Source organism: Azoarcus indigens, from assembly GCF_004361735.1.
GTDB classification, from domain to species: Bacteria; Pseudomonadota; Gammaproteobacteria; order Burkholderiales; family Rhodocyclaceae; genus Azoarcus; species Azoarcus indigens.
In genome coordinates this window covers 1-21,134 of the sequence record NZ_SNVV01000021.1, presented here as the reverse complement: position 1 = coordinate 21,134, position 21,134 = coordinate 1, and the positions used below count along the sequence as shown (strand labels likewise).

Genomic DNA, 21,134 nt, shown 5'->3' with positions numbered 1-21,134 from the left:
GCTATGCCTGCGCGCCGGGCAGCTCCTCGCGCCGCAAGATAAAGATCATGTCATCGCCCCCGCGGGCCGGCAGCCAGGTGAAAGACAACTCGGGGAAGGCGCTTTCGACGATGGCGCGATTATGCCCGACTTCCACCGCCAGCAAGCCGCCGGGATTCAGGTGGTCGGCGGCCTGGGCAAGCAGGACGCGGACCACGTCCAGCCCATCTTCGCCGGAGGCGAGGGCCATGCGCGGCTCATGCAGGTACTCGGCCGGCAGGGCGTCCATCGCCTCGGCGGTGACGTAGGGCGGGTTGCTGAGGATGAGGTCGAAGCTGCGGCCTTGCAGGGCGCTGAAAACGTCGCTCTTCACCAGCTCGATGCGGTCTTCCAGTGCATAGTCGGCTACGTTGCGCTCGGCGACTTCCAGTGCATCGCCCGACAGGTCGGCGGCGACGATGTCGGCGTTCGGATAGGCATGCGCCATCAGCACCGCCAGGCAGCCGGAGCCGGTGCACATGTCCAGCGCGGAAACCACTTCCTCCGGATCCTCGATCCACGGTGACAAACCGTCTTCCAGCAGCTCGGCGAAGAAGGAGCGGGGCACGATGACGCGCTCGTCTACATAGAAGCGGAAGTCGCCCAGCCAGGCCTCGTGGGTGAGGTAGGCAGTAGGAACGCGCTCGTCGGTGCGGCGGTTGATGGCCTCGTACAGCGCCGGGCGCTCATCCGAAGGGATGCAGGCGTCGAGGAAGGGCTCCAGCCGGTCCAGCGGCAGGGCGAGGGTGGACAGCACCAGCCACACCGCTTCGTCATAGGCGTCGCCGCAGCCGTGGCCGAAGAACAGGCCACCGCGGTTGAAGCGGGTGACGGCGTAGCGAAGCCAATCGCGGACGGTGACGAGTTCGGCAAGCGGGCCGCTCTCGTGCTCGTGGTCATGATGGTGGCCGTCGTCGCCGCAGTGCTCGCAGTGCTCGGCGTCGTGGTCGTGATCGTGGCTCATGGCGGACTCCCCTGGGATCAGGCGGGCAGCAGCAGCTTGCGCAGCGTGCCGAGATAGACGTCGGAAAGCGGAGCGATGGCATCGACCGCGATGCACTCGTTCACTTTGTGAATGGAGGCATTTACCGGGCCGAACTCGACGACTTCCTTGCAGATGTCGGCGATGAAGCGGCCGTCCGAGGTGCCGCCCGTGGTGGAGAGCTCGGTCTCCACCCCCAGGCGCTCACGTATGGCTTCGGAGATGGCGCCGACCAGTTTGCCGCGGCCGGTGATGAAAGGCTTGCCGGACAGGTGCCAGTCGATCTCGTACTCCAGCCCGTGCTTGTCCAGCACGGCCTGGGTGCGTGCCTTCAACTCCTCGGCAGTGCTGACCGAGGCGAAGCGGAAGTTGAACAGTGCTTCGCAGACGCCGGGGATGACGTTGTTGGCGCCGGTGCCGGCGTGGATGTTGGACACCTGCCAGGTCGTGGGCGGGAAGAATTCGTTGCCTTCGTCCCACTGGGTCGTGGCCAGCTCGGCCAGTGCCGGCGCGAACTGGTGGATGGGGTTGCGGGCGAGATGAGGATAGGCCACATGGCCCTGCAGGCCCTTGACCCGCAGCGTGCCGGAAAGCGAGCCGCGGCGGCCGTTCTTGATCATATCGCCCAGGGTCTTCACCGAGGTCGGCTCGCCGACGATGCAGTAATCCAGCAACTCGCTGCGTGCGGCCAGTGCCTCGACCACCTTGACCGTACCGTGGGTGGCGATGCCTTCCTCGTCCGAGGTCAGCAGCAGGGCGATGCTGCCTTCATGATCCGGATGGGCGGTGACGAACGCTTCGATGGCGGTGACGAAGGCGGCCAGCGAGGATTTCATGTCCGCCGCGCCGCGGCCGTACAGCACGCCGTTGCGTATCGTCGGCTCGAAGGGCGGGCTCTGCCAGGCGTCCAGCGGGCCGGTGGGCACGACGTCGGTATGGCCGGCGAAGCACAGCACCGGCGAGGCGGTGCCGCGGCGGGCCCACAGGTTGGAGACACCGCCGGTGTCGATGCGCTCACAGTTGAAGCCGAGGGCGGCGAGGCGGCCGGCGATCAGTTCCAGGCAGCCCTCGTCCTCCGGGGTGACGGAGGAACGGGAGATCAGCTCGCAGGCGAGTGCGAGCGTGGGGTTGTCGAGTTGGGGCATTGAGTAGCAGCCGTTCAGCGAGACGGCTCGTCCAGGTGCAGGGTGAATTCGCGGAAGGAGGCGCCGTCGGTCTCGGTGGTCTCGAAATCGTGCAGCGTGTCGGTGCTGGCGGCCGGCACCGCCAGCTGGCCGTCGTCGAACTTGGCGTTGTTGATCAGCCAGGAGAGGTTGGTGGGCGAGTCCGCGTTGGCCAGGGCTTCATCCAGCGTGATGACTTTCTCGTGATAGAGGCGGAAAAGGTCCTGCTCGAAGGTCTGGGAGCCGGGCGCCAGGCTCTGCTCCATTGCCTCCTTGATGCTGCTCAGCTCGCCGCGCTCGACCAGTTCGGCAATGTGGCGGGTGTTCATCAGGATCTCGACCGCCGGGATGCGGCGGCCATCCGGCTTGCGCGCCAGCCGCTGCGAGATCACGCACTTCAGCGCGACCGCAAGGTCCAGGTAGAGCAGCGGCCGGTTCTCCAGCGGGAAAAAGTTAACGATGCGGTTCAGCGCGTGGTAGGCGTTGTTGGCGTGCAGCGTGGCCAGGCAGAGGTGGCCGGTCTGCGAGTAGGCGAGGGCGGCCTGCATGGTTTCGCGGTCGCGGATTTCGCCAATCAGGATGCAGTCAGGCGCCTGGCGCATGGCATTGCGCAGCGCCTCGTGCCAGCTCTGGGTGTCGATGCCCACCTCGCGCTGGTTCACCACCGATTTGCGGTGCTTGAACAGGTACTCGATCGGGTCTTCCACCGTCAGGATGTGGCCCGACTTGTTGCGGTTGCGGTGGTCGATCATGGACGCCAGCGTGGTCGACTTGCCGGAGCCGGTGGCGCCCACCACCAGCACCAGCCCGCGCTTCTCCATCACCACGTCCGCCAGCGTCTGCGGCAGGGTGAGCTCTTCCAGCGTGGGGATGTCGCCCTGGATGAAGCGCATCACCACCGCGACGGTGTTGCGCTGCCAGAAGACGTTGATACGGAAGTTGCCGAGATCCCGCCGGCCGAAGGAGAGATTGAGTTCGCGCTCGTGTTCGAAGCGTTCGATCTGCTCCGGCGTCATCATCTCGTAGATCATCCGCTTGATCATGGCGGGTTCCATGACCTGCTGGTTGATCGGCATCGTGTGGCCCTGGATCTTGATGTGGATCGGGGCGCCGGCGGTGATGAAGATGTCCGAGGCCTGCTTTTCGGCCATCAGCTGGAACAGCTTGTCGAAAATCATCGGTCTCGGAATCTCCGTCTGACGATGCGGGCAGGGCCGCGGCCCCGCCGGTGCTGAACGGTGCTCAGGCGCCGCGCAGCAGGTCGTTGATCGCGGTCTTGGCGCGGGTCTGGGCGTCCACCTTCTTGACGATGACCGCGCAGTACAGGCTGTACTTGCCGTCGGCGGAAGGCAGACTACCCGGCACCACGACGGCGCCGGCCGGCACGCGGCCGTAGTGGATCTCGCCGGTCTCGCGGTCGTAGATCTTGGTGCTCTGGCCGATGTACACGCCCATGGACAGTACCGCGTTCTCTTCGATGACCACGCCTTCCACCACTTCGGAGCGGGCACCGACGAAGACATTGTCCTCGATGATCACCGGGCCGGCCTGGATGGGTTCCAGCACGCCGCCGATGCCGACGCCGCCGGACAGGTGCACGTTCTTGCCGATCTGGGCGCAGGAGCCGACGGTGGCCCAGGTGTCCACCATGGTGCCTTCATCCACATAGGCGCCGATGTTCACGTAGGAAGGCATCAGCACCACGTTTTTGGCGATGTAGCTGCCCTTGCGCGCGACGGCAGGCGGCACCACGCGGAAACCGCCGGCGGCGAACTGTTCCGGGGTGTAGTCGCCGAACTTGGTCGGCACCTTGTCGAAGAAGTTGAGGCTGCCAGCCGGCATCACTTCGTTGTCGCGCAGGCGGAAGGAGATCAGTACCGCCTTCTTGATCCACTGGTTGACCACCCAGGCGCCGTCCTTCTTCTCGGCCACCCGCAGGCTGCCGGCGTCCAGTCCGGCGATGACCTCGGCCACCGCGTTGCGCACTTCTGCAGGCGCGGCGGAGGGAGATAGGCTGGCGCGGTTCTCGAAAGCGTCGTCGATGATCTTTTGCAGGGATGCAGACATGGGGTTTCCGTCGTGGTTGGTATCAGGGGCGGGCGGTCAGAGCGCCCGGCAGAATGCGGCGATGCGGCCGGCGGCCTCCACGCACTCCGCGGTGTCGGCGACCAGGGCGATGCGCACGAAGCCGGCGCCTGGATTGACGCCGTCGGCCTCGCGGGCGAGGAAGCTGCCCGGCAGAACCGTCACATTATATTCAGCCTGCAGGCGGCGGGCGAAGTCGGTATCCGGCAGCGGCGTGCGTGCCCAGAGGTAGAAGCCGGCGTCGGGCAGGCGGGTGTCCAGCCAGGGCGACAGAATGGGCGTGACGGCGGCGAACTTCTCGCGGTAGAGGCGGCGGTTCTCGGCCACGTGCGCTTCGTCGTTCCAGGCAGCGACCGAGGCGGCCTGTATGGTCGCGCTCATCGCACAGCCGTGGTAGGTGCGGTAGAGCAGGAAGTCCTTGAGGATGGCGGCGTCGCCGGCAACGAAACCGGAGCGCATGCCTGGCACATTGGAGCGCTTGGACAGGCTGGAGAACACCACGATGTTGCGGAAGTCGCCGCGGTCCAGCGCGTGCGCAGCTTCCAGCGCGCCGACCGGCCGCGCCTCGTCGTCGAAGTAGATCTCGGAATAGCACTCGTCGGCGGCGATGACGAAGCCGTAGCGGTCCGACAGTTCGAACAAGCGCTTCCATTCGTCCAGCGACAGCACCCGGCCGGTGGGATTGCCCGGCGAGCAGACGAAGACGAGCTGCACGTCGCGCCACACCGCTTCCGGCAGCGAGTCGAAATCGGAGCCGAAGTTGTTCTCCGGCAGATTGTTCAGGAACACCGGATCGGCGCCGGCCAGCAGCGTGGCCCCTTCATAGATCTGGTAGAAGGGGTTGGGACAGACCACCTTGGCCCCCGGCTTGCCGCCATCCACCACGCATTGGGCGAAGGCGAACAGCGCCTCGCGGGAGCCATTCACCGGCAGCACCTGGGTGGCGGCATCCACCCTGGGCAGCGCATAGCGGCGTTCCAGCCAGCCGGCGATGGCGCCGCGCAGCGCTTCCGAGCCCTGGGTGCTGGGGTAGGCCGCCATGCCGGCGAAGTTGTCGCTCAATGCCTGGAGGATGAAGGGTGGCGTCGGGTGCTGCGGCTCGCCGATGGACAGGCGGATCGGCTTGAGCTCCGCGGCCGGCTGGACGCCGGCGAACAGGGCGCGCAGCTTCTCGAACGGGTAGGTCTGGAGGCGGGCGAGATTCGGATTCACTTTGGAACAATTGGCCTCCGTCCGGGGCTGCGGGCGGGGCGGTCGTAAAGGGCGAAGATGTTATCATGGCGCGCCTTTCGGGCGCCGCCCGAGCCTGTAATACAGCCGACCTGAACTCGCCCCCGTGCGTCTTTCCAAGCTCAAACTCGCCGGCTTCAAGACCTTCGTCGACCCCACCACCGTGCTCATGCCGGGCTCCCTGGTCGGCGTGGTCGGGCCCAACGGCTGCGGCAAGTCCAACATCATCGATGCGGTGCGCTGGGTGCTCGGCGAAACGCGCGCCTCGGCGCTGCGCGGCGAGTCGATGCAGGACGTGATCTTCAACGGTTCCACCACCCGCAAGCCGGTGTCGCGCGCCAGCGTGGAGCTGGTGTTCGACAACAACGAAGGGCGTGCGGCCGGCCAGTGGTCGCGCTACGCCGAGATCTCGGTCAAGCGTGTGCTGGACCGCAGCGGCGAGTCCAGCTACTTCATCAACAACGTGCACGTCCGCCGCAAGGACGTCATCGACCTCTTCCTCGGCACCGGCCTGGGTCCGCGCGCCTACGCCATCATCGAGCAGGGCATGATCTCGCGCATCATCGAGGCCAAGCCGGAGGACATCCGTGGCTTCCTCGAAGAGGCGGCCGGCGTCACCAAGTACCGGGAGCGGCGCAAGGAAACCGAAGGCCGCCTCGGCGATGCCCGCGACAATCTCGCCCGCCTCGAAGACATCCGCGTGGAGCTGGGCGAGCGCATCGGCCACCTGGAAGGCCAGGCCGAGGTCGCCGAACGCTACCGCAAGCTCAACAGCGCCCATGTCGAACGCCAGCAACTGCTGTGGCTGCTCAAGCGCAACGAGGCGCGCGCCGAGCGCGACCGTGTCGCCGAGGAACTGAACCGCAACACCGTGCGGATAGAGACCGACAGCGCCCGCCTGCAGGAACTGGAAGCGGCGGTGGAAGGCGCGCGGGAAACCCACTTCGCCGCCTCCGAAGCGGTGCACCAGGCGCAGAGCGACCTGTTTGCCGTCACCGCCGAAGTCGGCCGCCTGGAAACCGAGCTGCAGCACCTCGCCGATGCGCGCAAGCGCCTGGAGGCGCGGCTGGCCCAACTCGAAACCGACCGCGCCCACTGGACCGCCCGGCGCGAGAGCCTCGCCGAGGATCGCGAGCGCTGGATGGAACTGGCGGAAAACGCCGCCATGCGGGCGGAGCAGGCGGAAGCGCGCCACATCGAAATCGCCGACCGCGTGCCGGAACTGGAGAGTGCCCGGCAGGCGGCGGACACCACCGTCGCCGCCGCCCGCCGCGAACTGGCCCAGACCGAGCAACAACTGCGGGTGGAGGAGACCAACCGCGCCAGCGCCAACCGCGCGCTGGACGCCCTGCAGCAGCGGCGCGCCCGGCTGGAGAGCGAAGGCGGTGCCATCCAGGCGCCGGACGCCGGGCTCATCGCCGAGCGCGAAGCCCGCGTCGAGGCCCTGCAGGACGCGCTGGAGATGCGCCAGCAGACACTGAGCGATCTGCAGGTGCGCCTGCCGGACGCCCAGGCTGCGCTCAAAGCCGCACTGGAGCAGGAGCGCGCGGTGCAGCGCCGCCTCACCGAGCTGCGCGCCCGCCGGGATGCGCTCGTGCAGTTGCAGGCCAAGGTGCAGGCGCAGGGCAAGCTGGGCGACTGGCTGAAGAAGCATGGTCACGCCGAGCGCGCGCCCTTGTGGCGTTCGCTGCGGGTGGCCGAAGGCTGGGAGGCGGCGGTTGCCGCGGTGCTGCGCGAACGCCTGGGCGCGCTGGTCGCCGACGGCGCTGACGGCGAGGCTCTGGCCCGCGATCTGCTGGACGAAGCGCCGCCCGAAGCCTTGGCGGTGGGTTTCGCCGACACCGAGGGCGGCGTTGCGCTGCCGGGGCCGGCGGGAAGCAGCCCGCTGGCGGAGAAGATAGACCTCGTGCCCGGCGCGCCGGCTGGCCTGGTGCAGGCCTGGCTACGAGGCTGCCATACGGTGGACAGTCTGGATGCCTGGCTGTCGCGGCGGGGCGAGCTTTCGCCCGGCGTCGTGCTGGTGGACAAGCGCGGCCAACTGCTCACCCGCGAAGGCATCAGCCACTTTGTGCCGGACAGCCGCACCCACGGCGTAATGGAACGCCAGCGCGAAATCGACGCGCTCTCCGGCGAGCAGCAAGCGCTGGAGGCGGAAGCTACCCGCGCCCACGACGCTTTGCTCGCCGCCGAAAGCCAAGCCGCTGAAATCCAGGACAGCGCCAACACCCTGCGCCGCGACATCCAGGCCGAGCAGAGCCAGCTCCACGCCGAGCAGGTCGAACTGCTGAAACTCACCCAGGCGCGCAGCCGCGCCGAGGAGCGGCGTGCCCAGCTGGACCGTGACCTGGGCGATTTGGTGAACCTGGAGTCCACCGAGCGCGAGTTGCTGGCACGGGCGGAACTGGAGCAGGAGCGCGCCGCCGAACTGGCCGAGCTGCAGCGCGGCCGGTTGGATGCGGCGACCGAGGTGTTGCGTGAGCGCGAGCAGGGGCTGCGCGAGCTGCGCACGCTGGAACAGTCCTGCGCCCGCGAACTGCAGGAAGCACGATTCTCCGAGCGGGAGTGCGCTGGCAAGTTGGACGACATTGCCCGCAACCTGCAGCTGGCCGCCGAGCAGATCGAACGCACCGTGGCCGAGGCTACGACCCGCCGCGAAGAACTGGAAGCCACCGATGACGAGCGCAGCCGCGAAGCCCTGCAGGCGGCGCTGGAACTGCGCCTGAGCCGCGAATCCGCGCTGGCGGGCCGCCGCGATGCGCTGGAGCAGGCCGCGAGTGCGCTGAAGCAGACCGAGGAGCTGCGACTGCGTACCGAGCAGGAAGCCGCGCCCATCCGCCAGCGCGTCGCCGAGTTGCGCCTGGCGGTGCAGGCAGCGGAGCTGGCAGCCGGCCAGTTCGAGGAACGCCTGCAGGAAGCGGCCGCCGACGAAGTCGCCCTGACACCGCTGCTGACGCCGGACCTGAAGGAAGGCAGCCTGCAGCGCGAGGTCGCCCGGCTGGCGCGGGAGATTGCCGAACTGGGGCCGGTCAACCTCGCTGCGCTGGATGAGCTGAAGTCCGCCAGCGAGCGCAAGGGCTACCTGGACGCCCAGTCGGACGACCTGCTGCAGGCCATAGACACGCTGGAAGACGCCATCCGCCGCATAGACCGCGAAACCCGCGAGCAGCTTCAGGAAACCTACAATACCGTCAATCGCCAGTTCGGCATCCTGTTCCCGCAGCTCTTCGGCGGCGGGCGGGCCGAGTTGGTGCTGACCGGAGAGGAAATCCTGGACGCCGGCATCCAGATCGTCGCCCAGCCGCCGGGCAAGAAGAACACCTCCATCCACCTGCTGTCCGGCGGCGAGAAAGCGCTGACCGCGATCGCCCTGGTGTTCTCCATGTTCCAGCTCAATCCGGCGCCGTTCTGCATGCTTGACGAGGTGGATGCCCCGCTGGACGATACCAACACCGAGCGCTACGGCCAGATGGTGAAGCGGATGTCATCGCACACCCAGTTCATCTTCATCAGCCACAGCAAGATCACCATGGAGATCGCCCAGCAGCTGGTCGGGGTGACCATGCAGGAGCAGGGCGTTTCCCGGGTGGTGGAAGTCGACATCGAAGAGGCGCTGCGGCTGGCTGAAGCCAACGCTGCGTGACACAGAGAAGAGGAAGCGCGAGAAGAACTATGGATAGCGAACTGCAGGTTGGGTTGATCGGTGCCGGCGTGGCCTTCGTGGTGCTCGTGCTGGCCTACAACAAGTGGCAGGAGCGCAAGCACCGCAAGCAGGCCGAGCAGGCCTTCAAATCCTCCCATCGCGATGTCCTCCTGGAACCGCATGAAGGCGGGGGGGAAGTGGAACGCGAAGAGCCGGGCCTGACCGAGGCCATGCCCCCCGAGCCGGCGCCGCGGCCGGTGCGCGAAGCACCGGTGAAGCGCAGCGCGCCGGAAGCGCCGGAGACGCTGGACCCGCGGGTGGACTGCATCATCCGCATCGAAGCCATCGAGCCGCTGGCGGCTTCCGCCCTGTGGCCGGTACAGCTGGAGCAGCTGGAAGGCCTGTCCAAGCCGGTGCGCTGGTTCGCCTTCGATGATCACTCCAACCTGTGGCAGCCGGTGAATGGCCACAATGCCGGCGCCCACCACTGGTACTGCGCCGCGATGCAGCTGGTGGACCGCCAGGGCCCCATCGGCGAGGCGGACTTCATGCGCTTCTCCGGCGGCGTGCAGCGGGTGGCCGACCACTTCATGGCGGTGCCGGCCGGCCTGCCGGCGCGGGCCGAGGCCCTGGGCAGCGCCACCTCGCTGGACCGCTTCTGCGCCGAGGTGGACGTGCAGATCGGCATCAACGTGATCGCCGCCAACCAGCCCTTCCCTGGCACCAAGATCCGCGGCTTGGCCGAAGCCCAGGGCATGGTGCTGAGCGACGACGGCAGCTTCCACGCCCGGGACGAGGAAGGCAATGTGCTGTTCTACCTGAGCAACCTGGAGCCGGGCGTGTTCGTCGCCGACAACATGCGCAGCCTGCAGACCGGCGGCCTGACGCTGGTGATCGACGTGCCGCGGGTGGCCAATGGCGTCGGCGCCTTCGACCGCATGATGCATTTCGCCAACCAGTTCGCCGATGCCCTGCACGGCATCGTCGTCGATGACAACCGTGCCCCCTTCGGCAGCGACGCCGCCGGCATGATCCGCAGCCAGATCGCCCAGTTCCAGGAGCGCATGGCCAGCCATGCCATTCCCGCCGGCAGCCCGCTGGCGAAACGTCTCTTCTCCGCCTGAAAAATGTCGATTCCCACCGCTGCCGAACGGGCGGCGCAACTGCGTGTCGAGCTTGAGCGACACAACCACGCCTATTACGTACTGGATGCGCCGCTGGTGCCGGACGCCGAGTACGACCGCCTGTTCCGCGAGCTGGAGGCTCTGGAGGCCGAGCATCCGGAACTGGCCACCGAGGATTCGCCCACCCGCCGCGTCGGCGGAGCGCCGTCGACAATGTTCGCCGAAGTGGCGCACCGCGTGCCCATGCTGTCATTGTCGAATGCGTTCGAAGACGAGGAAGTGGAGGCCTTCGACCGCCGCTGCCGCGAAGGGCTGGACCGGGAAACGGTGGAGTACGCGGTCGAGCCGAAGCTGGACGGCCTCGCGATCACGCTGATCTACGAGAACGGCATCTTCGTACGCGGGGCGACCCGCGGCGATGGCATGACCGGCGAGGACGTCTCGCCCAATCTCCGCACCGTCCGCTCCATACCGCTGCGGCTGCAAGGCGAGGCGCCGACGCGGGTGGAAGTGCGCGGTGAGGTGTTGATGCAGCGGGCGGATTTCGAGCGCCTCAATGTCCGCCAGCAGGAGGCGGGCGAGAAGGTGTTCGTGAATCCTCGCAATGCCGCCGCCGGCAGCCTGCGCCAGCTGGATTCGCGCATCACCGCCCGCCGCCCGCTGCGTTTCTTCGCCTACCAGATGGTGGACCTGGAGGGCATGCCGCCGCCCGCCACCCATTCGGAAACGCTGGACCTGCTCGCCGCCTGGGGTTTCGCGGTGGCGCCGGAACGCGATGTGGTTGCCGGCGCGGAAGGCTTGCTCGGCTACTACCGCCGCATCGGCGAGCGCCGCGCCAGCCTGCCTTACGACATCGACGGCGTGGTCTACAAGGTGAATCGCCGCGCCGACCAGCAGACGCTGGGCTTCGTCTCCCGCGCGCCGCGCTGGGCGGTCGCCCACAAGTATCCGGCGCAGGAAGAGATCACCGAGTTGCTGGGCATCGAGATCCAGGTCGGCCGCACTGGCGCGCTGACGCCGGTGGCCCGGCTGAAGCCGGTCTTCGTCGGTGGTGTCACCGTCACCAACGCCACGCTGCACAACGAGGATGAGATCAAGCGCAAGGGGCTGCTGATCGGCGATCAGGTCATCGTGCGCAGGGCCGGCGACGTTATCCCCGAGGTGGTCGCACCGGTGATGGACAGGCGTACCGGGCAGGAGCGCGAATTCCAGATGCCGCATACCTGTCCGGTCTGTGGCTCGCACGCGGTCAAGACCGAGGAAGAGGCGGTGTGGCGGTGCTCCGGCGGCCTGTTCTGCCCGGCGCAGCGCAAGCAGGCACTGTTGCATTTCGCCAGCCGGCGGGCGATGGACATCGAGGGGCTGGGCGACAAGCTTGTGGAGCAACTGGTGGACGGCGCCATCATCAAGACGCCGGCCGACCTCTACAAGCTGGGCGTGCTGGCGCTGGCCAACCTGGAGCGCATGGGCGAGAAGTCGGCGCAGAACCTGCTGGCGGCGATCGAACACAGCCGCAATACGACGCTCGCACGCTTCGTTTTCGCCCTCGGCATCCGCAATGTCGGCGAGGCGACCGCGCGCGATGTGGCGCGGCACTTCGGCAGCATGGACGCGCTGATGGCGGCGGATGCGGAAGCGCTGCAGCAGGTGCCGGACGTCGGCCCGGTGGTGGCGAAGAGCATCGCCGAGTTCTTCGCCGAACCGCACAACCGGGAGGTGATCGAACAGCTGCGGGCAGCAGGGGTGCGCTGGGAAGAGGGGGCGCCTGTCGCTCCGGCCAGCGGCAAGGCAACGGGCAAGACCTTCGTGCTGACCGGCACGCTGCCGACGATGTCCCGCGACGAGGCCAAGGCCTTGATCGAGGCACACGGCGGCAAGGTGACCGGTTCGGTGTCGAAGAAGACGGATTACGTGGTGGCGGGTGCGGAAGCGGGTTCCAAGCTGGACAAGGCGCAGGAACTCGGCATCGACATCCTCGACGAGGATGGTCTGCGCCGGCTGCTGGAGGAGGAGGCCTGAATCTCAGGCCTCCGCAACGCAGGAACAAGGAGTCGTACGCAATATGAAGAAAGTTACCAAGGCGGTGTTTCCGGTTGCCGGCATGGGCACCCGCTTCCTGCCGGCGACCAAGGCCAGCCCGAAGGAAATGCTGCCGGTGGTCGACAAGCCTTTGATCCAGTACGCGGTGGAGGAAGCGGTCGCGGCCGGCATCACCGACCTGATCTTCATCACCGGCCGCACCAAGCGCGCCATCGAAGACCACTTCGACAAGGCCTACGAGCTGGAAACCGAGCTCGAAGCCCGCGGCAAGAAGGAGCTGCTGGAGGTGGTGAAGAAGACGGTGCCCAAGGGCGTGAACTGCATCTACATCCGCCAGGCGGAAGCGCTGGGCCTGGGGCATGCAGTGCTGTGCGCCTCGGCGGTGGTCGGCGACGAAGAGCCCTTTGCCGTCATCCTCGCGGACGACCTGCTGGACAATTACGGCGGCGAGGCGGTGATGGCGCAGATGGCCAACGTCTACAACTACAACCGCTGTTCCGTGCTCGGCACCATGAACGTGCCGCGCGAGGACACCCGCCAGTACGGCATCGTCAGCACCGAGAACCAGAACGGCGACACCCAGCGCGTCACCGGCATCGTCGAGAAGCCCAAGCCTGAGGACGCGCCCACCACCCAGGCGGTGGTCGGCCGCTACATCCTCACGCCGCGCATCTTCGATCACCTGCGCGCGCTGAAGCCGGGCGCCGGCGGCGAGCTGCAGCTCACCGACGCCATCGCTTCGCTGCTGAAGGAGGAAGCGGTGCTGGCCTACCAGTTCAAGGGCGTGCGCTACGACTGCGGCTCCAAGCTGGGCTACCTGAAGGCGACGGTGGAACTGGGGCTGCGCCATCCGGAAATCGGCGGCGACTTCGGCGAGTATCTCGCCACCCGCGGCTGAGGCGGAGCGGGCTGGCGGCGCAGGGAGCGTCCGCCAGCTCCGCAAAAAGAAAAAGGCGCTGCCGCGGCAGCGCCTTTTTTCATCCCGCGCCTGGCGGGGATCAGCCTTCGGCCTTGGCGGCCCGCTTGCGGTCCACTTCTTTCAGGTGACGCTTGCGCAGGCGGATGTTCTTCGGCGTGATCTCGACCAGTTCGTCATCGGCGATGAATTCGATGGCGGATTCCAGCGTGAGCTGGATCGGCGGGATCAGGCGAACCGCTTCGTCGGTGCCGGAGGCGCGCACGTTGGTCAGCTGCTTGCCCTTGATCGGGTTCACGATCAGGTCGTTGTCACGGGTGTGGATGCCGATGATCATGCCTTCGTACAGCGCCTCGCCCGGGCTGACGAACATGCGGCCGCGGTCCTGCAGGTTCCACAGCGCGTAGGCGACCGCGTCGCCGTCGTTCTGGGAGATCAGCACGCCATTGCGGCGCTCGGCCATGCCGCCGGCCATCGGGCTGTAGTCGTCGAACACGTGGCTGGCCAGGCCGGTGCCGCGGGTCATGGTCAGGAACTCGCCCTGGAAGCCGATCAGGCCGCGGGCGGGAATGCGGTATTCCAGGCGGACGCGGCCCTTGCCGTCCGGCTGCATGTCCTGCAGCTCGCCACGGCGGCGGCCCAGCTCTTCCATCACGCCGCCCTGGTGGTCTTCTTCCACGTCCACCGTCAGCATTTCGTACGGCTCGCACTTCACGCCGTCGATTTCCTTGTAGACCACGCGCGGGCGGCCCACGGCCAGCTCGTAGCCTTCACGGCGCATGTTCTCCAGCAGGATGGTGAGGTGCAGTTCGCCACGGCCGGAAACTTCGAACACGTCGGAGTCGCTGGTGTAGTTCACCCGCAGCGCCACGTTCTTCAGCAGTTCCTTCTCCAGGCGCTCGCGGATCTGGCGGCTGGTCACGAACTTGCCTTCACGGCCGGCCAGCGGCGAGGAGTTCACCATGAAGTTCATGGTCAGCGTCGGTTCGTCCACCGCGATCGGGGTCATGCCTTCGAGGTGATCCGGGTCGCACAGGGTGACGCCGATGTTCACCTGGTCGATGCCGGCGATCAGCACGATGTCGCCGGCTTCGGCGACTTCCGCCGGCGAGCGCTCCAGGCCCTTGAAGGTCAGGATCTGGCTGATCTTGCCCTTGCCGCGGTTCTCGTCGCCGTACATCACGACCACTTCCTGGTTCGGACGCACGCGGCCGCGCTTGATGCGGCCGATGCCGAGCTGACCCATGTAGGTGGAGTAGTCCAGCGAGCAGACCTGCAGTTGCAGCGGGCCGTCCGCATCCACTTCCGGCGGCGGCACGTGCTTCAGGATGGCTTCGAACAGCGGGCGCATGTCCTTGCGCTCGTCGTCTTCGTTGATGATGGCGAAGCCGTTCAGGCCGGAGGCGTACACCACCGGGAAGTCCAGCTGCTCTTCGGTGGCGCCCAGTTTGTCGAAGAGGTCGAAGGTGTGGTTGATGACCCAGTCCGGACGCGCGCCCGGGCGGTCGATCTTGTTGATCACCACGATGGGCTTCAGGCCCAGCGCCAGCGCCTTGCGGGTGACGAAGCGGGTCTGCGGCATCGGGCCTTCGACCGCATCCACCAGCAGCAGCACGCTGTCCACCATGGAGAGCACGCGCTCCACCTCGCCGCCGAAGTCGGCGTGGCCCGGGGTGTCGACGATGTTGATGTGGGTTTCGCCGTACTGGATCGCACAGTTCTTCGAGAGGATGGTGATGCCGCGTTCCTTCTCGATGTCGTTGGAGTCCATGACCCGCTCGGCAACCTGCTGGTTTTCGCGGAAAGTGCCGGATTGGCGCAGGAGCTGGTCGACCAGCGTGGTCTTGCCGTGGTCGACGTGGGCGATGATGGCGATGTTGCGGATGGCGCGGGACATGGGGGCTGGGAAGTCTTTGAAAAGTCGTCGATTCTAACACGGGCTGTCGCGCCGCAGCATGGCTTTTCGATGACAGGCCGGCGGGGCGGGAGCCGGCGCCGGTGCTAGAATCCGCGCCGTTTTCATTCCCCGAGGGGATCACCATGCTGGCGATCATGGGCGGTACTGGCCTGACTCAACTCTCCAACCTGGAGATCGTGCGCCGCGAGGTGGCGCGCACGCCTTACGGCGAGCCTTCGGGGGCGCTCACCTTCGGGTCGCTGGCGGGCCGGCAGGTGGTGTTTCTCGCCCGCCACGGCTACGGCCATACGATTCCGCCGCATCTGGTGAATTACCGCGCCAACATCTGGGCGCTGAAGCACGCCAAGGCGACCGCGCTGGTGTCGGTGGCCTCGGTCGGCGGCATCCGCGCCGATCTGGAGCCGGGCGTGCTGGTGGTGCCGGACCAGATCATCGATTACACCTGGGGCCGCAAGAATACCTATTTCGATGGCGGCGACGAGCCGGTGCGCCACATCGACCTCACCCATCCCTACGACGCGGCGCTGCGCCAGCGCCTGCTCACGGCCGCGGCGCGCGCCGGCGAGGGGGCGGTGGATGGCGGCGTGTATGCGGTGACGCAGGGGCCGCGGCTGGAAACCGCGGCCGAGGTGAACAAGCTGGAGCGGGACGGCGCCGACGTGATCGGCATGACGGCCATGCCGGAAGCCGCGCTGGCGCGGGAGCTGGACCTGCCTTACGCGGCAATCAACGTGGTGGTGAATGCCGCCGCCGGCCGCGCCTCCAGCGCGGAGGGCATCCGCTTCGAGCGCATAGAGGACGTGGTGCAGGAATCCATGGGCCGGGTACGGCACATCCTGGAGGCGCTCTGCCAGGATTGAGCGCCAGCACAGCGGGGCAAGCAGGACGGAACGGCGGCGGCGCTCAGGCGTTGCCGCCGTTTTCCATCTGGCCGAGGTGACGCTTCAGGCGGTTGAGCAGTTCCAGCATCTGCATCTTCTCGCCGTGATCCAGGCCGGCGAAGAGGTCGATCACCCATTGCTCGTGGGCGCCGGCCATCTTGCGGAACAGGCGCTTGCCTTCGGGAGTGAGGTGCACCGTGTAGGCGCGGCGGTCGCGCGGATCGTCGCGGCGTTCCACCAGGCCTTCCTCGACCAGCTTGTCGGTGAGGCCGGTGACGTTGCCGCCGGTGACCATCAGCCGGCGTGACAGTTCGCGCATCTTGAGGCCGTCCGGATGGCGATCCAGCTGGGCCATCAGGTCGAAGCGGGGCAGGGTGGAGTCGTAGCTGGTGCGCAGGCCGGTGCGCAGCCGGGACTCGACGATGTTGGTGCAGGTCAGCAGCCGCAGCCAGACGCGCAGCGCTTCGTGGTCGTCATCGGTGGCACGGGTTTCGTGGTCTATGGTTTCCAGCAGGTCGGGCGGGTCTTCCGGTGCGGGTGTGTTGCTTGCGAGCGTCATGGCGGTGTCCCGTATTCATGGGGGCGGCTGGCGCCCCGGTCAGTGTTGGCGGGGATTGTACCCTTAGCTCAGCACTGACTTATTCATGTTTAAACATATCGTCCGCTGCAGTTCCCCTACTCGGGCGGCATGCCGCCTCAGCCATGCTCCTTGAGACGGAAGCGCTGCAGCTTGCCGGTCTCGGTGCGGGGCAGGCTGCTGACGTAGTCGATTGCTCGCGGGTACTTGTACGGCGCCACCGTGTTCTTGACGAAATCCTGCAGCGTGCGGGTGGTTTCCTCGCTGCCCTCGTAGCCGGGGGCCAGCACGATGAAGGCCTTGATGATCTGGCCGCGGTCCGGGTCGGGCACGCCGACCACGCCGCATTCGGCCACCGCCGGATGGGCGAGCAGGGCCCATTCCACTTCCGGGCTGGAGACGTTGTAGCCGGAGGTGACGATCATGTCGTCCACCCGGGCGTGGTAGTAGAAGTAGCCGTCCTCGTCCATGTGGAAGGCGTCGCCCGGCAGGTTCCAGCCGTCGCGCACGTAGTTCAGCTGGCGTTCGTCGGCGAGGTAGCGGCAGCCGGTGGGGCCCTTGATCGCCAGCTTGCCCACTTCGCCCGGCGGCAGCGGGTTCATGTCCTCGTCCACCACCATGCCGCGGTAGCCGGGCAGCAGCTTGCCCAGCGCGCCCGGCCGGTAGTCCTCCGGGCCGGAGGCGATGTAGATGTGGATCATTTCGGTGCCGCCGATGCCATCATGGATTTGGATGCCGCTGGCCTCGCGCCACTTGTCGCGGGTGTCGGTGGGCAGCGCCTCGCCGGCGGAGACGCATTTCTTCAGACTGGAGATGTCGTACTTGCCGACCAGCCCCGCCATCTGCCGGTAGGCGGTGGGCGAGGTGAAGCAGATGGTGGCCTTGTAGTCCTGGATGGCCTTCATCAGCGGCTCCGGCGCAAGCTTCTCCAGCAACACGGTGCTGGCGCGTGCCCACAGCGGGAAGCACAGCAGGCCGCCGAGGCCGAAGGTGAAGGCCAGCGGCGGGGTGCCGATGAAGATGTCGTCCGCACCCGGCTTCAGGCAGTGGCGGGGAAAGAGTTCGCACATCGCCAGGATGTCGCGGTGGGCGTGGATGCAGCCCTTGGGAACGCCGGTGGTGCCGGAGGTGAAGGCGATCAGCGCCGGATCGTCGGCGGCGGTATCCACCGCGATGTAGTCGGCGGGTTTCTCCGCCATCCGGGCCTCCAGCGTGCCGCCGGCGCCGTAGTAGCCGATTTCCTTCAACTGCGGGCAGTCCATCTGCGCGGCGATCAGCTCTTCCGCCAGCGCGGCCTCGCACAGGGCATGGCTGACCTGGGCGATCTTCAGCACGTCCTTCAATTCCTTGGCGCGCAGCAGCGGCATGGTGCCGACGGCGACGCCGCCGGCCTTGAACACCGCCAGCCAGGAAACGGCGAACATCGGGCTGTTGGCGCCGCGCAGCAGCACGCGGTTGCCGGGCACCAGGCCCATGTCTTCCACCAGTACCCGGGCTAGGCGGTTCACTTGGGCGAGCAATTCGCGGTAGGTCCAGCGCACGCTGGCACCGATGATGGCGGGGCGGTCGCCATGACCTTCGGTGATGGCGCGGTCCAGGAGTTCGACGGTGGCGTTCAGCCGCTCGGGGAACTGCAGTTCCGGGGTCTCGAACACCAGTTCCGGCCACTGGTCGGCGGGGGGCTGATGGGTGCGAACGAAATCGTCCACATGCGCGCTGGGGGTCATCTCGTCTCCTCTGTTCCGGTCCGCGGATGGAGCATGACCGGAGGGGTATCGCCGGTTTTTCGGGAGTTGGATCAGTTACTTCGGCGTCAATTTATTACCCGCTCCTCGACAATGTCAATGAATAAAAAGTTCAAATGTAAAGTATTTTGAGGTACCCCAAAATGGCGCTGCACTGCGGCAAGAACGGTGCATGCGAAAGCGCTGTCCGGAGGAGCGCCTGACGCAGGAAACCAAGGTGGTCCGCCCCAAGCAGCGCGGGGAGAGAAGGTTTAGCGGAAGGCAGAAATGGCGCAGCGCGCAAAAGGCGCGCACTGGAATGGGAGTGGAGAAGCAGCTGACAAGCCGGTCGGGCGGTCTGCGGTGGTCGCCGGGAAGGCCGGCTGGGGCGCTCAGACCAGCGCACGCACCGTGAGTATCAGGTTGGGTGGCTCGCCTACCAGTTGCTGCTGCTGGCCCCGGGTGCTCAGGGTCTGGTGGCACTGCTGCTGGCGCAGAGGCATGCGCTGCGGAAGTCGGTGGGTGCAGAGCTATAAACGAGAATCCTTATCTTGTAGAAACCAAGCGGCCCGGAGCAGCGCCAAAAAAAGCAGAGGGGCTGGAAAACCAGCCCCTCCCGTTCGACCGTTGCAGAGGCGCCATGCCGCGCAGGCGCCGCTGCCTGCGCCGCTCTTACCAGAGCTGCCCGCGCTCGGCGATCATCTTGCGCACCATGGCGTCGAAGAACTTCACCGCGAAACCGCTATCGCGGATCAGCATTTGGGTGAGGTCCGCACAGCGCTGGCCGATGGCGTCCGGCAGGTGGGTGTCTTCGCCCGGGATCTGGCCTGCGTGGCACTGGATCTCGGCTGCGCGCTGCACCGTCCACAGCAGGAAGAAGGTCTTGGCGATGTCCATCTCGCCGACGGCGACGCCGTGGTTGCGCAGCACCAGGATGTGCTTGTCGCCCAGGCTGGCGAGCATGCGCACCTTCTCTTCGGCGAACAGGGTGATGCCTTCGAAGGTGTGGTAGCCGACGCGGCCATACAGCTGGGCGCCGTAGAAGTTGTCCTGGCTGAAGCCGGCCTTCTTCTGCGCCACGGCGGACACCGCGTTGGTGTGGGTGTGGATCACGCAGTGGATGTCTTCACGTGCGCCGTGGATGGCGCTGTGCAGGGCGAAGCCGGCCGGGTTGGCGTCGTAGGGCGAGGGTTCCACCTTGTTGCCCTGCAGGTCCACCTTCAGCAGGTTGGCCGGGGTGACTTCGGTGTAGTTCAGGCCGAAGGGGTTCACCAGGTAGTAGTTGTCGCCGCCGGGCAGGCGGGCGGAGATGTGGTTGAAGATGGTCTCGGTCCAGCCGAAGTAGTCCACCAGGTGGTAGCAGTGGGCGAGTTGGATGCGCAGGGCCCATTCTTCATCGCTGCAGTTTGCCGGTTTGACGACGGCGGGCTTGATGGCGGCGTTCATGGCGGTTCCTTGATGAGAGAGTGGAGGGAGGGTTCAGGCGCTTGCGGCGGCAGCCTGAGTGGCGGTGGAGCTTGAATGCTTCTCGCCGTGGAAGCGGGCGAGGCCGATGACCTTGCGCGTCACCGTCATCGGAATGTCGAAACGGGCCGCAAGTTCGAGCACCGCGTCGCCGATGGAGCCCAGCTCCAGCGCGCGGCCGCGCTCGTAGTCCTGCAGCATGGAGGTGCGCACCGGGCCCATGGCGGCGCCGAGTTCGAGGAAGGTGAGCGGGTCGATCTCCACCCGCGCGCCGTAGCTGGCGGCCACCAGCAGCACCTCCTGCATGATGGCGACCACCGTGTCGCGCAGCGCCGGCCGGGTGTAGAGCTCCTCCAGCGTGGCGCCAGCGACCACCGACAGCGGGTTGGTGCTGGCGTTGGCGATGATCTTGGTCCACAGCTTGTCGCGGATGCGCTCCAGCGGCCGGGCCTCGATGCCGGCGGCGGCTACGACAGCGCACAGGCGCTGCAGGCGCTCGCTGCTGCTGTTGTCCGGCTCGCCGAACATCATCAGGTGCGGGTTCTTGGCTGTTACCTGGCCGGGCGCGCTGGCTTCGGCGGTGATGAAGACGACGGTACCCATGATCTGTCTCAGCGGCAGCAGGGCGCTCACGCTGCCGGCCGGGTCCACCGCTTCCACCGTGCTGCCGGCGAAGCGGCCGCCCTCGCCGTGGAAGTACCACCAGGGTACGCCGTTGATGGCCGGCACGACGACGGTATTCTCGTCCACCAGCGGCTTGATCTGCTGCAGCAGGGCGGCGATGTCCTGCGACTTGCAGCACAGGAAGATGATGTCCTGCACGCCGAAGTCGGCGGCGGAGCCGGCGTTCACCGGCACGGTATGGGTGCCTTCCAGATCGGTCAGGACGATGCCCTGGCTGCGCAGGGTTGCCAGCGTGGCGCCACGGGCGAGCACGCTCACTTCCTGCCCTGACATGGCCAGGCGGGCGGCGATGGTGCAGCCGATGGCGCCGGCGCCGGCGATGCAGATGCGTTGTTTGGGGGCTGGGGATGTCATGGTCGGTTCCATGGTTTTAGGCATGCAATGCGGCCTGTTTTGCCGGTCCGCCTGAGTGCCGCTGTTCTTGCCGGGATCGCCGGTCGCTTTGTGTCTTGGGGAAGGAGGCGCGGTCGGCGCGCTCCTTCCGGTCTTGAGTCAGGGTGGAAGGCCACCGGGCCGGCTCAGCTGGAGAGCATTTCCTGATGCTTGCCGCCCAGCCCCAGATACGCCTCGATGACCCTGGGATCATCCTTCAGCAGCGCCGCCGGCCCCTCCATCGCGATCTGGCCGGTCTCCAGCACATAGGCGTAGTCGGCCACCTGGAGGGCCGCGCGGGCGTTCTGCTCCACCA

The 21,134-nt window shown here is 67.0% G+C and carries 15 protein-coding genes and 1 pseudogene; 5 read left to right on the top strand and 11 right to left on the bottom strand.

Annotated features, from left to right (window positions below; translation table 11 throughout):
* Window position 1: 1 nt before the first annotated feature.
* From prmB to dapC, 5 genes are all read right to left on the bottom strand, one after another.
* Window positions 2-982, bottom strand: a complete 981-nt coding sequence (prmB, locus tag C7389_RS19265; protein ID WP_133594285.1) for a 50S ribosomal protein L3 N(5)-glutamine methyltransferase — start codon at window positions 980-982, stop codon at window positions 2-4.
* Between the two features lie 17 nt (window positions 983-999).
* On the bottom strand, window positions 1,000-2,145 hold the full coding sequence (dapE, locus tag C7389_RS19260; protein WP_133594284.1) for a succinyl-diaminopimelate desuccinylase: 1,146 nt from the start codon (window positions 2,143-2,145) through the stop codon (window positions 1,000-1,002).
* 14 nt (window positions 2,146-2,159) lie between these two features.
* Entirely contained in the window at window positions 2,160-3,341 is a 1,182-nt protein-coding gene (locus C7389_RS19255) for a PilT/PilU family type 4a pilus ATPase (RefSeq protein WP_133594283.1), read from the bottom strand.
* A 64-nt stretch (window positions 3,342-3,405) separates the two neighbouring features.
* On the bottom strand, window positions 3,406-4,230 hold the full coding sequence (gene dapD / locus C7389_RS19250) for a 2,3,4,5-tetrahydropyridine-2,6-dicarboxylate N-succinyltransferase (RefSeq protein WP_133594282.1): 825 nt from the start codon (window positions 4,228-4,230) through the stop codon (window positions 3,406-3,408).
* A gap of 36 nt (window positions 4,231-4,266) precedes the next feature.
* Complete coding sequence (gene dapC / locus C7389_RS19245) at window positions 4,267-5,460, bottom strand: succinyldiaminopimelate transaminase (protein WP_133594281.1); 1,194 nt, start codon at window positions 5,458-5,460, stop codon at window positions 4,267-4,269.
* A gap of 124 nt (window positions 5,461-5,584) precedes the next feature.
* Here dapC and smc point away from each other — a divergent pair, with 124 nt between their 5' ends.
* The 4 genes from smc to galU are packed head-to-tail and all read left to right on the top strand — an operon-like array spanning window position 5,585 to window position 13,180.
* Entirely contained in the window at window positions 5,585-9,118 is a 3,534-nt protein-coding gene (gene smc, locus C7389_RS19240; protein WP_133594280.1) for a chromosome segregation protein SMC, read from the top strand.
* 29 nt (window positions 9,119-9,147) lie between these two features.
* Entirely contained in the window at window positions 9,148-10,242 is a 1,095-nt protein-coding gene (locus C7389_RS19235) for a cell division protein ZipA (protein ID WP_133594279.1), read from the top strand.
* Window positions 10,243-10,245: 3 nt separating this feature from the next.
* Window positions 10,246-12,261 (top strand): NAD-dependent DNA ligase LigA, encoded by a 2,016-nt coding sequence (ligA, locus tag C7389_RS19230; protein ID WP_133594278.1) that lies wholly within the window; start codon window positions 10,246-10,248, stop codon window positions 12,259-12,261.
* Window positions 12,262-12,304: 43 nt separating this feature from the next.
* A complete protein-coding gene (galU, locus tag C7389_RS19225; RefSeq protein WP_133594277.1) occupies window positions 12,305-13,180 on the top strand; it encodes a UTP--glucose-1-phosphate uridylyltransferase GalU in 876 nt (291 codons plus the stop codon).
* A gap of 100 nt (window positions 13,181-13,280) precedes the next feature.
* On the opposite strand, the gene typA is transcribed toward galU, so the two are convergent.
* Window positions 13,281-15,095: a translational GTPase TypA gene (gene typA, locus C7389_RS19220; RefSeq protein WP_133594276.1), complete on the bottom strand. Its 1,815-nt coding sequence runs from the start codon at window positions 15,093-15,095 to the stop codon at window positions 13,281-13,283.
* Between the two features lie 143 nt (window positions 15,096-15,238).
* Between typA and C7389_RS19215 the strand changes: the two genes are divergently transcribed.
* Window positions 15,239-15,976 (top strand): S-methyl-5'-thioinosine phosphorylase, encoded by a 738-nt coding sequence (locus C7389_RS19215; protein ID WP_133594275.1) that lies wholly within the window; start codon window positions 15,239-15,241, stop codon window positions 15,974-15,976.
* Between the two features lie 43 nt (window positions 15,977-16,019).
* Here the strand turns inward: C7389_RS19215 and C7389_RS19210 are convergent, their stop codons facing one another.
* The 5 genes and pseudogenes from C7389_RS19210 to C7389_RS19190 all read right to left on the bottom strand — a co-directional run.
* Window positions 16,020-16,556, bottom strand: a complete 537-nt coding sequence (locus C7389_RS19210) for a MarR family winged helix-turn-helix transcriptional regulator (RefSeq protein ID WP_133594274.1) — start codon at window positions 16,554-16,556, stop codon at window positions 16,020-16,022.
* A 137-nt stretch (window positions 16,557-16,693) separates the two neighbouring features.
* Window positions 16,694-18,301, bottom strand: coding sequence for an AMP-binding protein (locus C7389_RS19205; protein ID WP_133594273.1), 1,608 nt, complete (start codon window positions 18,299-18,301; stop codon window positions 16,694-16,696).
* A gap of 669 nt (window positions 18,302-18,970) precedes the next feature.
* Window positions 18,971-19,744: a class II aldolase/adducin family protein gene (locus C7389_RS19200; protein ID WP_133594272.1), complete on the bottom strand. Its 774-nt coding sequence runs from the start codon at window positions 19,742-19,744 to the stop codon at window positions 18,971-18,973.
* A gap of 33 nt (window positions 19,745-19,777) precedes the next feature.
* Window positions 19,778-20,800 (bottom strand): ketopantoate reductase family protein, encoded by a 1,023-nt coding sequence (locus tag C7389_RS19195; RefSeq protein WP_133594271.1) that lies wholly within the window; start codon window positions 20,798-20,800, stop codon window positions 19,778-19,780.
* A gap of 164 nt (window positions 20,801-20,964) precedes the next feature.
* Window positions 20,965-21,134 (bottom strand): annotated as a pseudogene (locus C7389_RS19190) (ABC transporter ATP-binding protein); the annotation flags it as partial.

What these genes read in the sequence shown, in the direction of transcription:
- prmB (WP_133594285.1), bottom strand. Translation starts at nt 982, where the DNA reads ATGAGCCACGATCACGACCACGACGCCGAGCACTGCGAGCACTGCGGC.
- dapE (WP_133594284.1), bottom strand. Translation starts at nt 2,145, where the DNA reads ATGCCCCAACTCGACAACCCCACGCTCGCACTCGCCTGCGAGCTGATC.
- C7389_RS19255 (WP_133594283.1), bottom strand. Translation starts at nt 3,341, where the DNA reads ATGATTTTCGACAAGCTGTTCCAGCTGATGGCCGAAAAGCAGGCCTCG.
- dapD (WP_133594282.1), bottom strand. Translation starts at nt 4,230, where the DNA reads ATGTCTGCATCCCTGCAAAAGATCATCGACGACGCTTTCGAGAACCGC.
- C7389_RS19235 (WP_133594279.1), top strand. Translation starts at nt 9,148, where the DNA reads ATGGATAGCGAACTGCAGGTTGGGTTGATCGGTGCCGGCGTGGCCTTC.
- ligA (WP_133594278.1), top strand. Translation starts at nt 10,246, where the DNA reads ATGTCGATTCCCACCGCTGCCGAACGGGCGGCGCAACTGCGTGTCGAG.
- galU (WP_133594277.1), top strand. Translation starts at nt 12,305, where the DNA reads ATGAAGAAAGTTACCAAGGCGGTGTTTCCGGTTGCCGGCATGGGCACC.
- typA (WP_133594276.1), bottom strand. Translation starts at nt 15,095, where the DNA reads ATGTCCCGCGCCATCCGCAACATCGCCATCATCGCCCACGTCGACCAC.
- C7389_RS19215 (WP_133594275.1), top strand. Translation starts at nt 15,239, where the DNA reads ATGCTGGCGATCATGGGCGGTACTGGCCTGACTCAACTCTCCAACCTG.
- C7389_RS19210 (WP_133594274.1), bottom strand. Translation starts at nt 16,556, where the DNA reads ATGACGCTCGCAAGCAACACACCCGCACCGGAAGACCCGCCCGACCTG.
- C7389_RS19205 (WP_133594273.1), bottom strand. Translation starts at nt 18,301, where the DNA reads ATGACCCCCAGCGCGCATGTGGACGATTTCGTTCGCACCCATCAGCCC.
- C7389_RS19200 (WP_133594272.1), bottom strand. Translation starts at nt 19,744, where the DNA reads ATGAACGCCGCCATCAAGCCCGCCGTCGTCAAACCGGCAAACTGCAGC.
- C7389_RS19195 (WP_133594271.1), bottom strand. Translation starts at nt 20,800, where the DNA reads ATGACATCCCCAGCCCCCAAACAACGCATCTGCATCGCCGGCGCCGGC.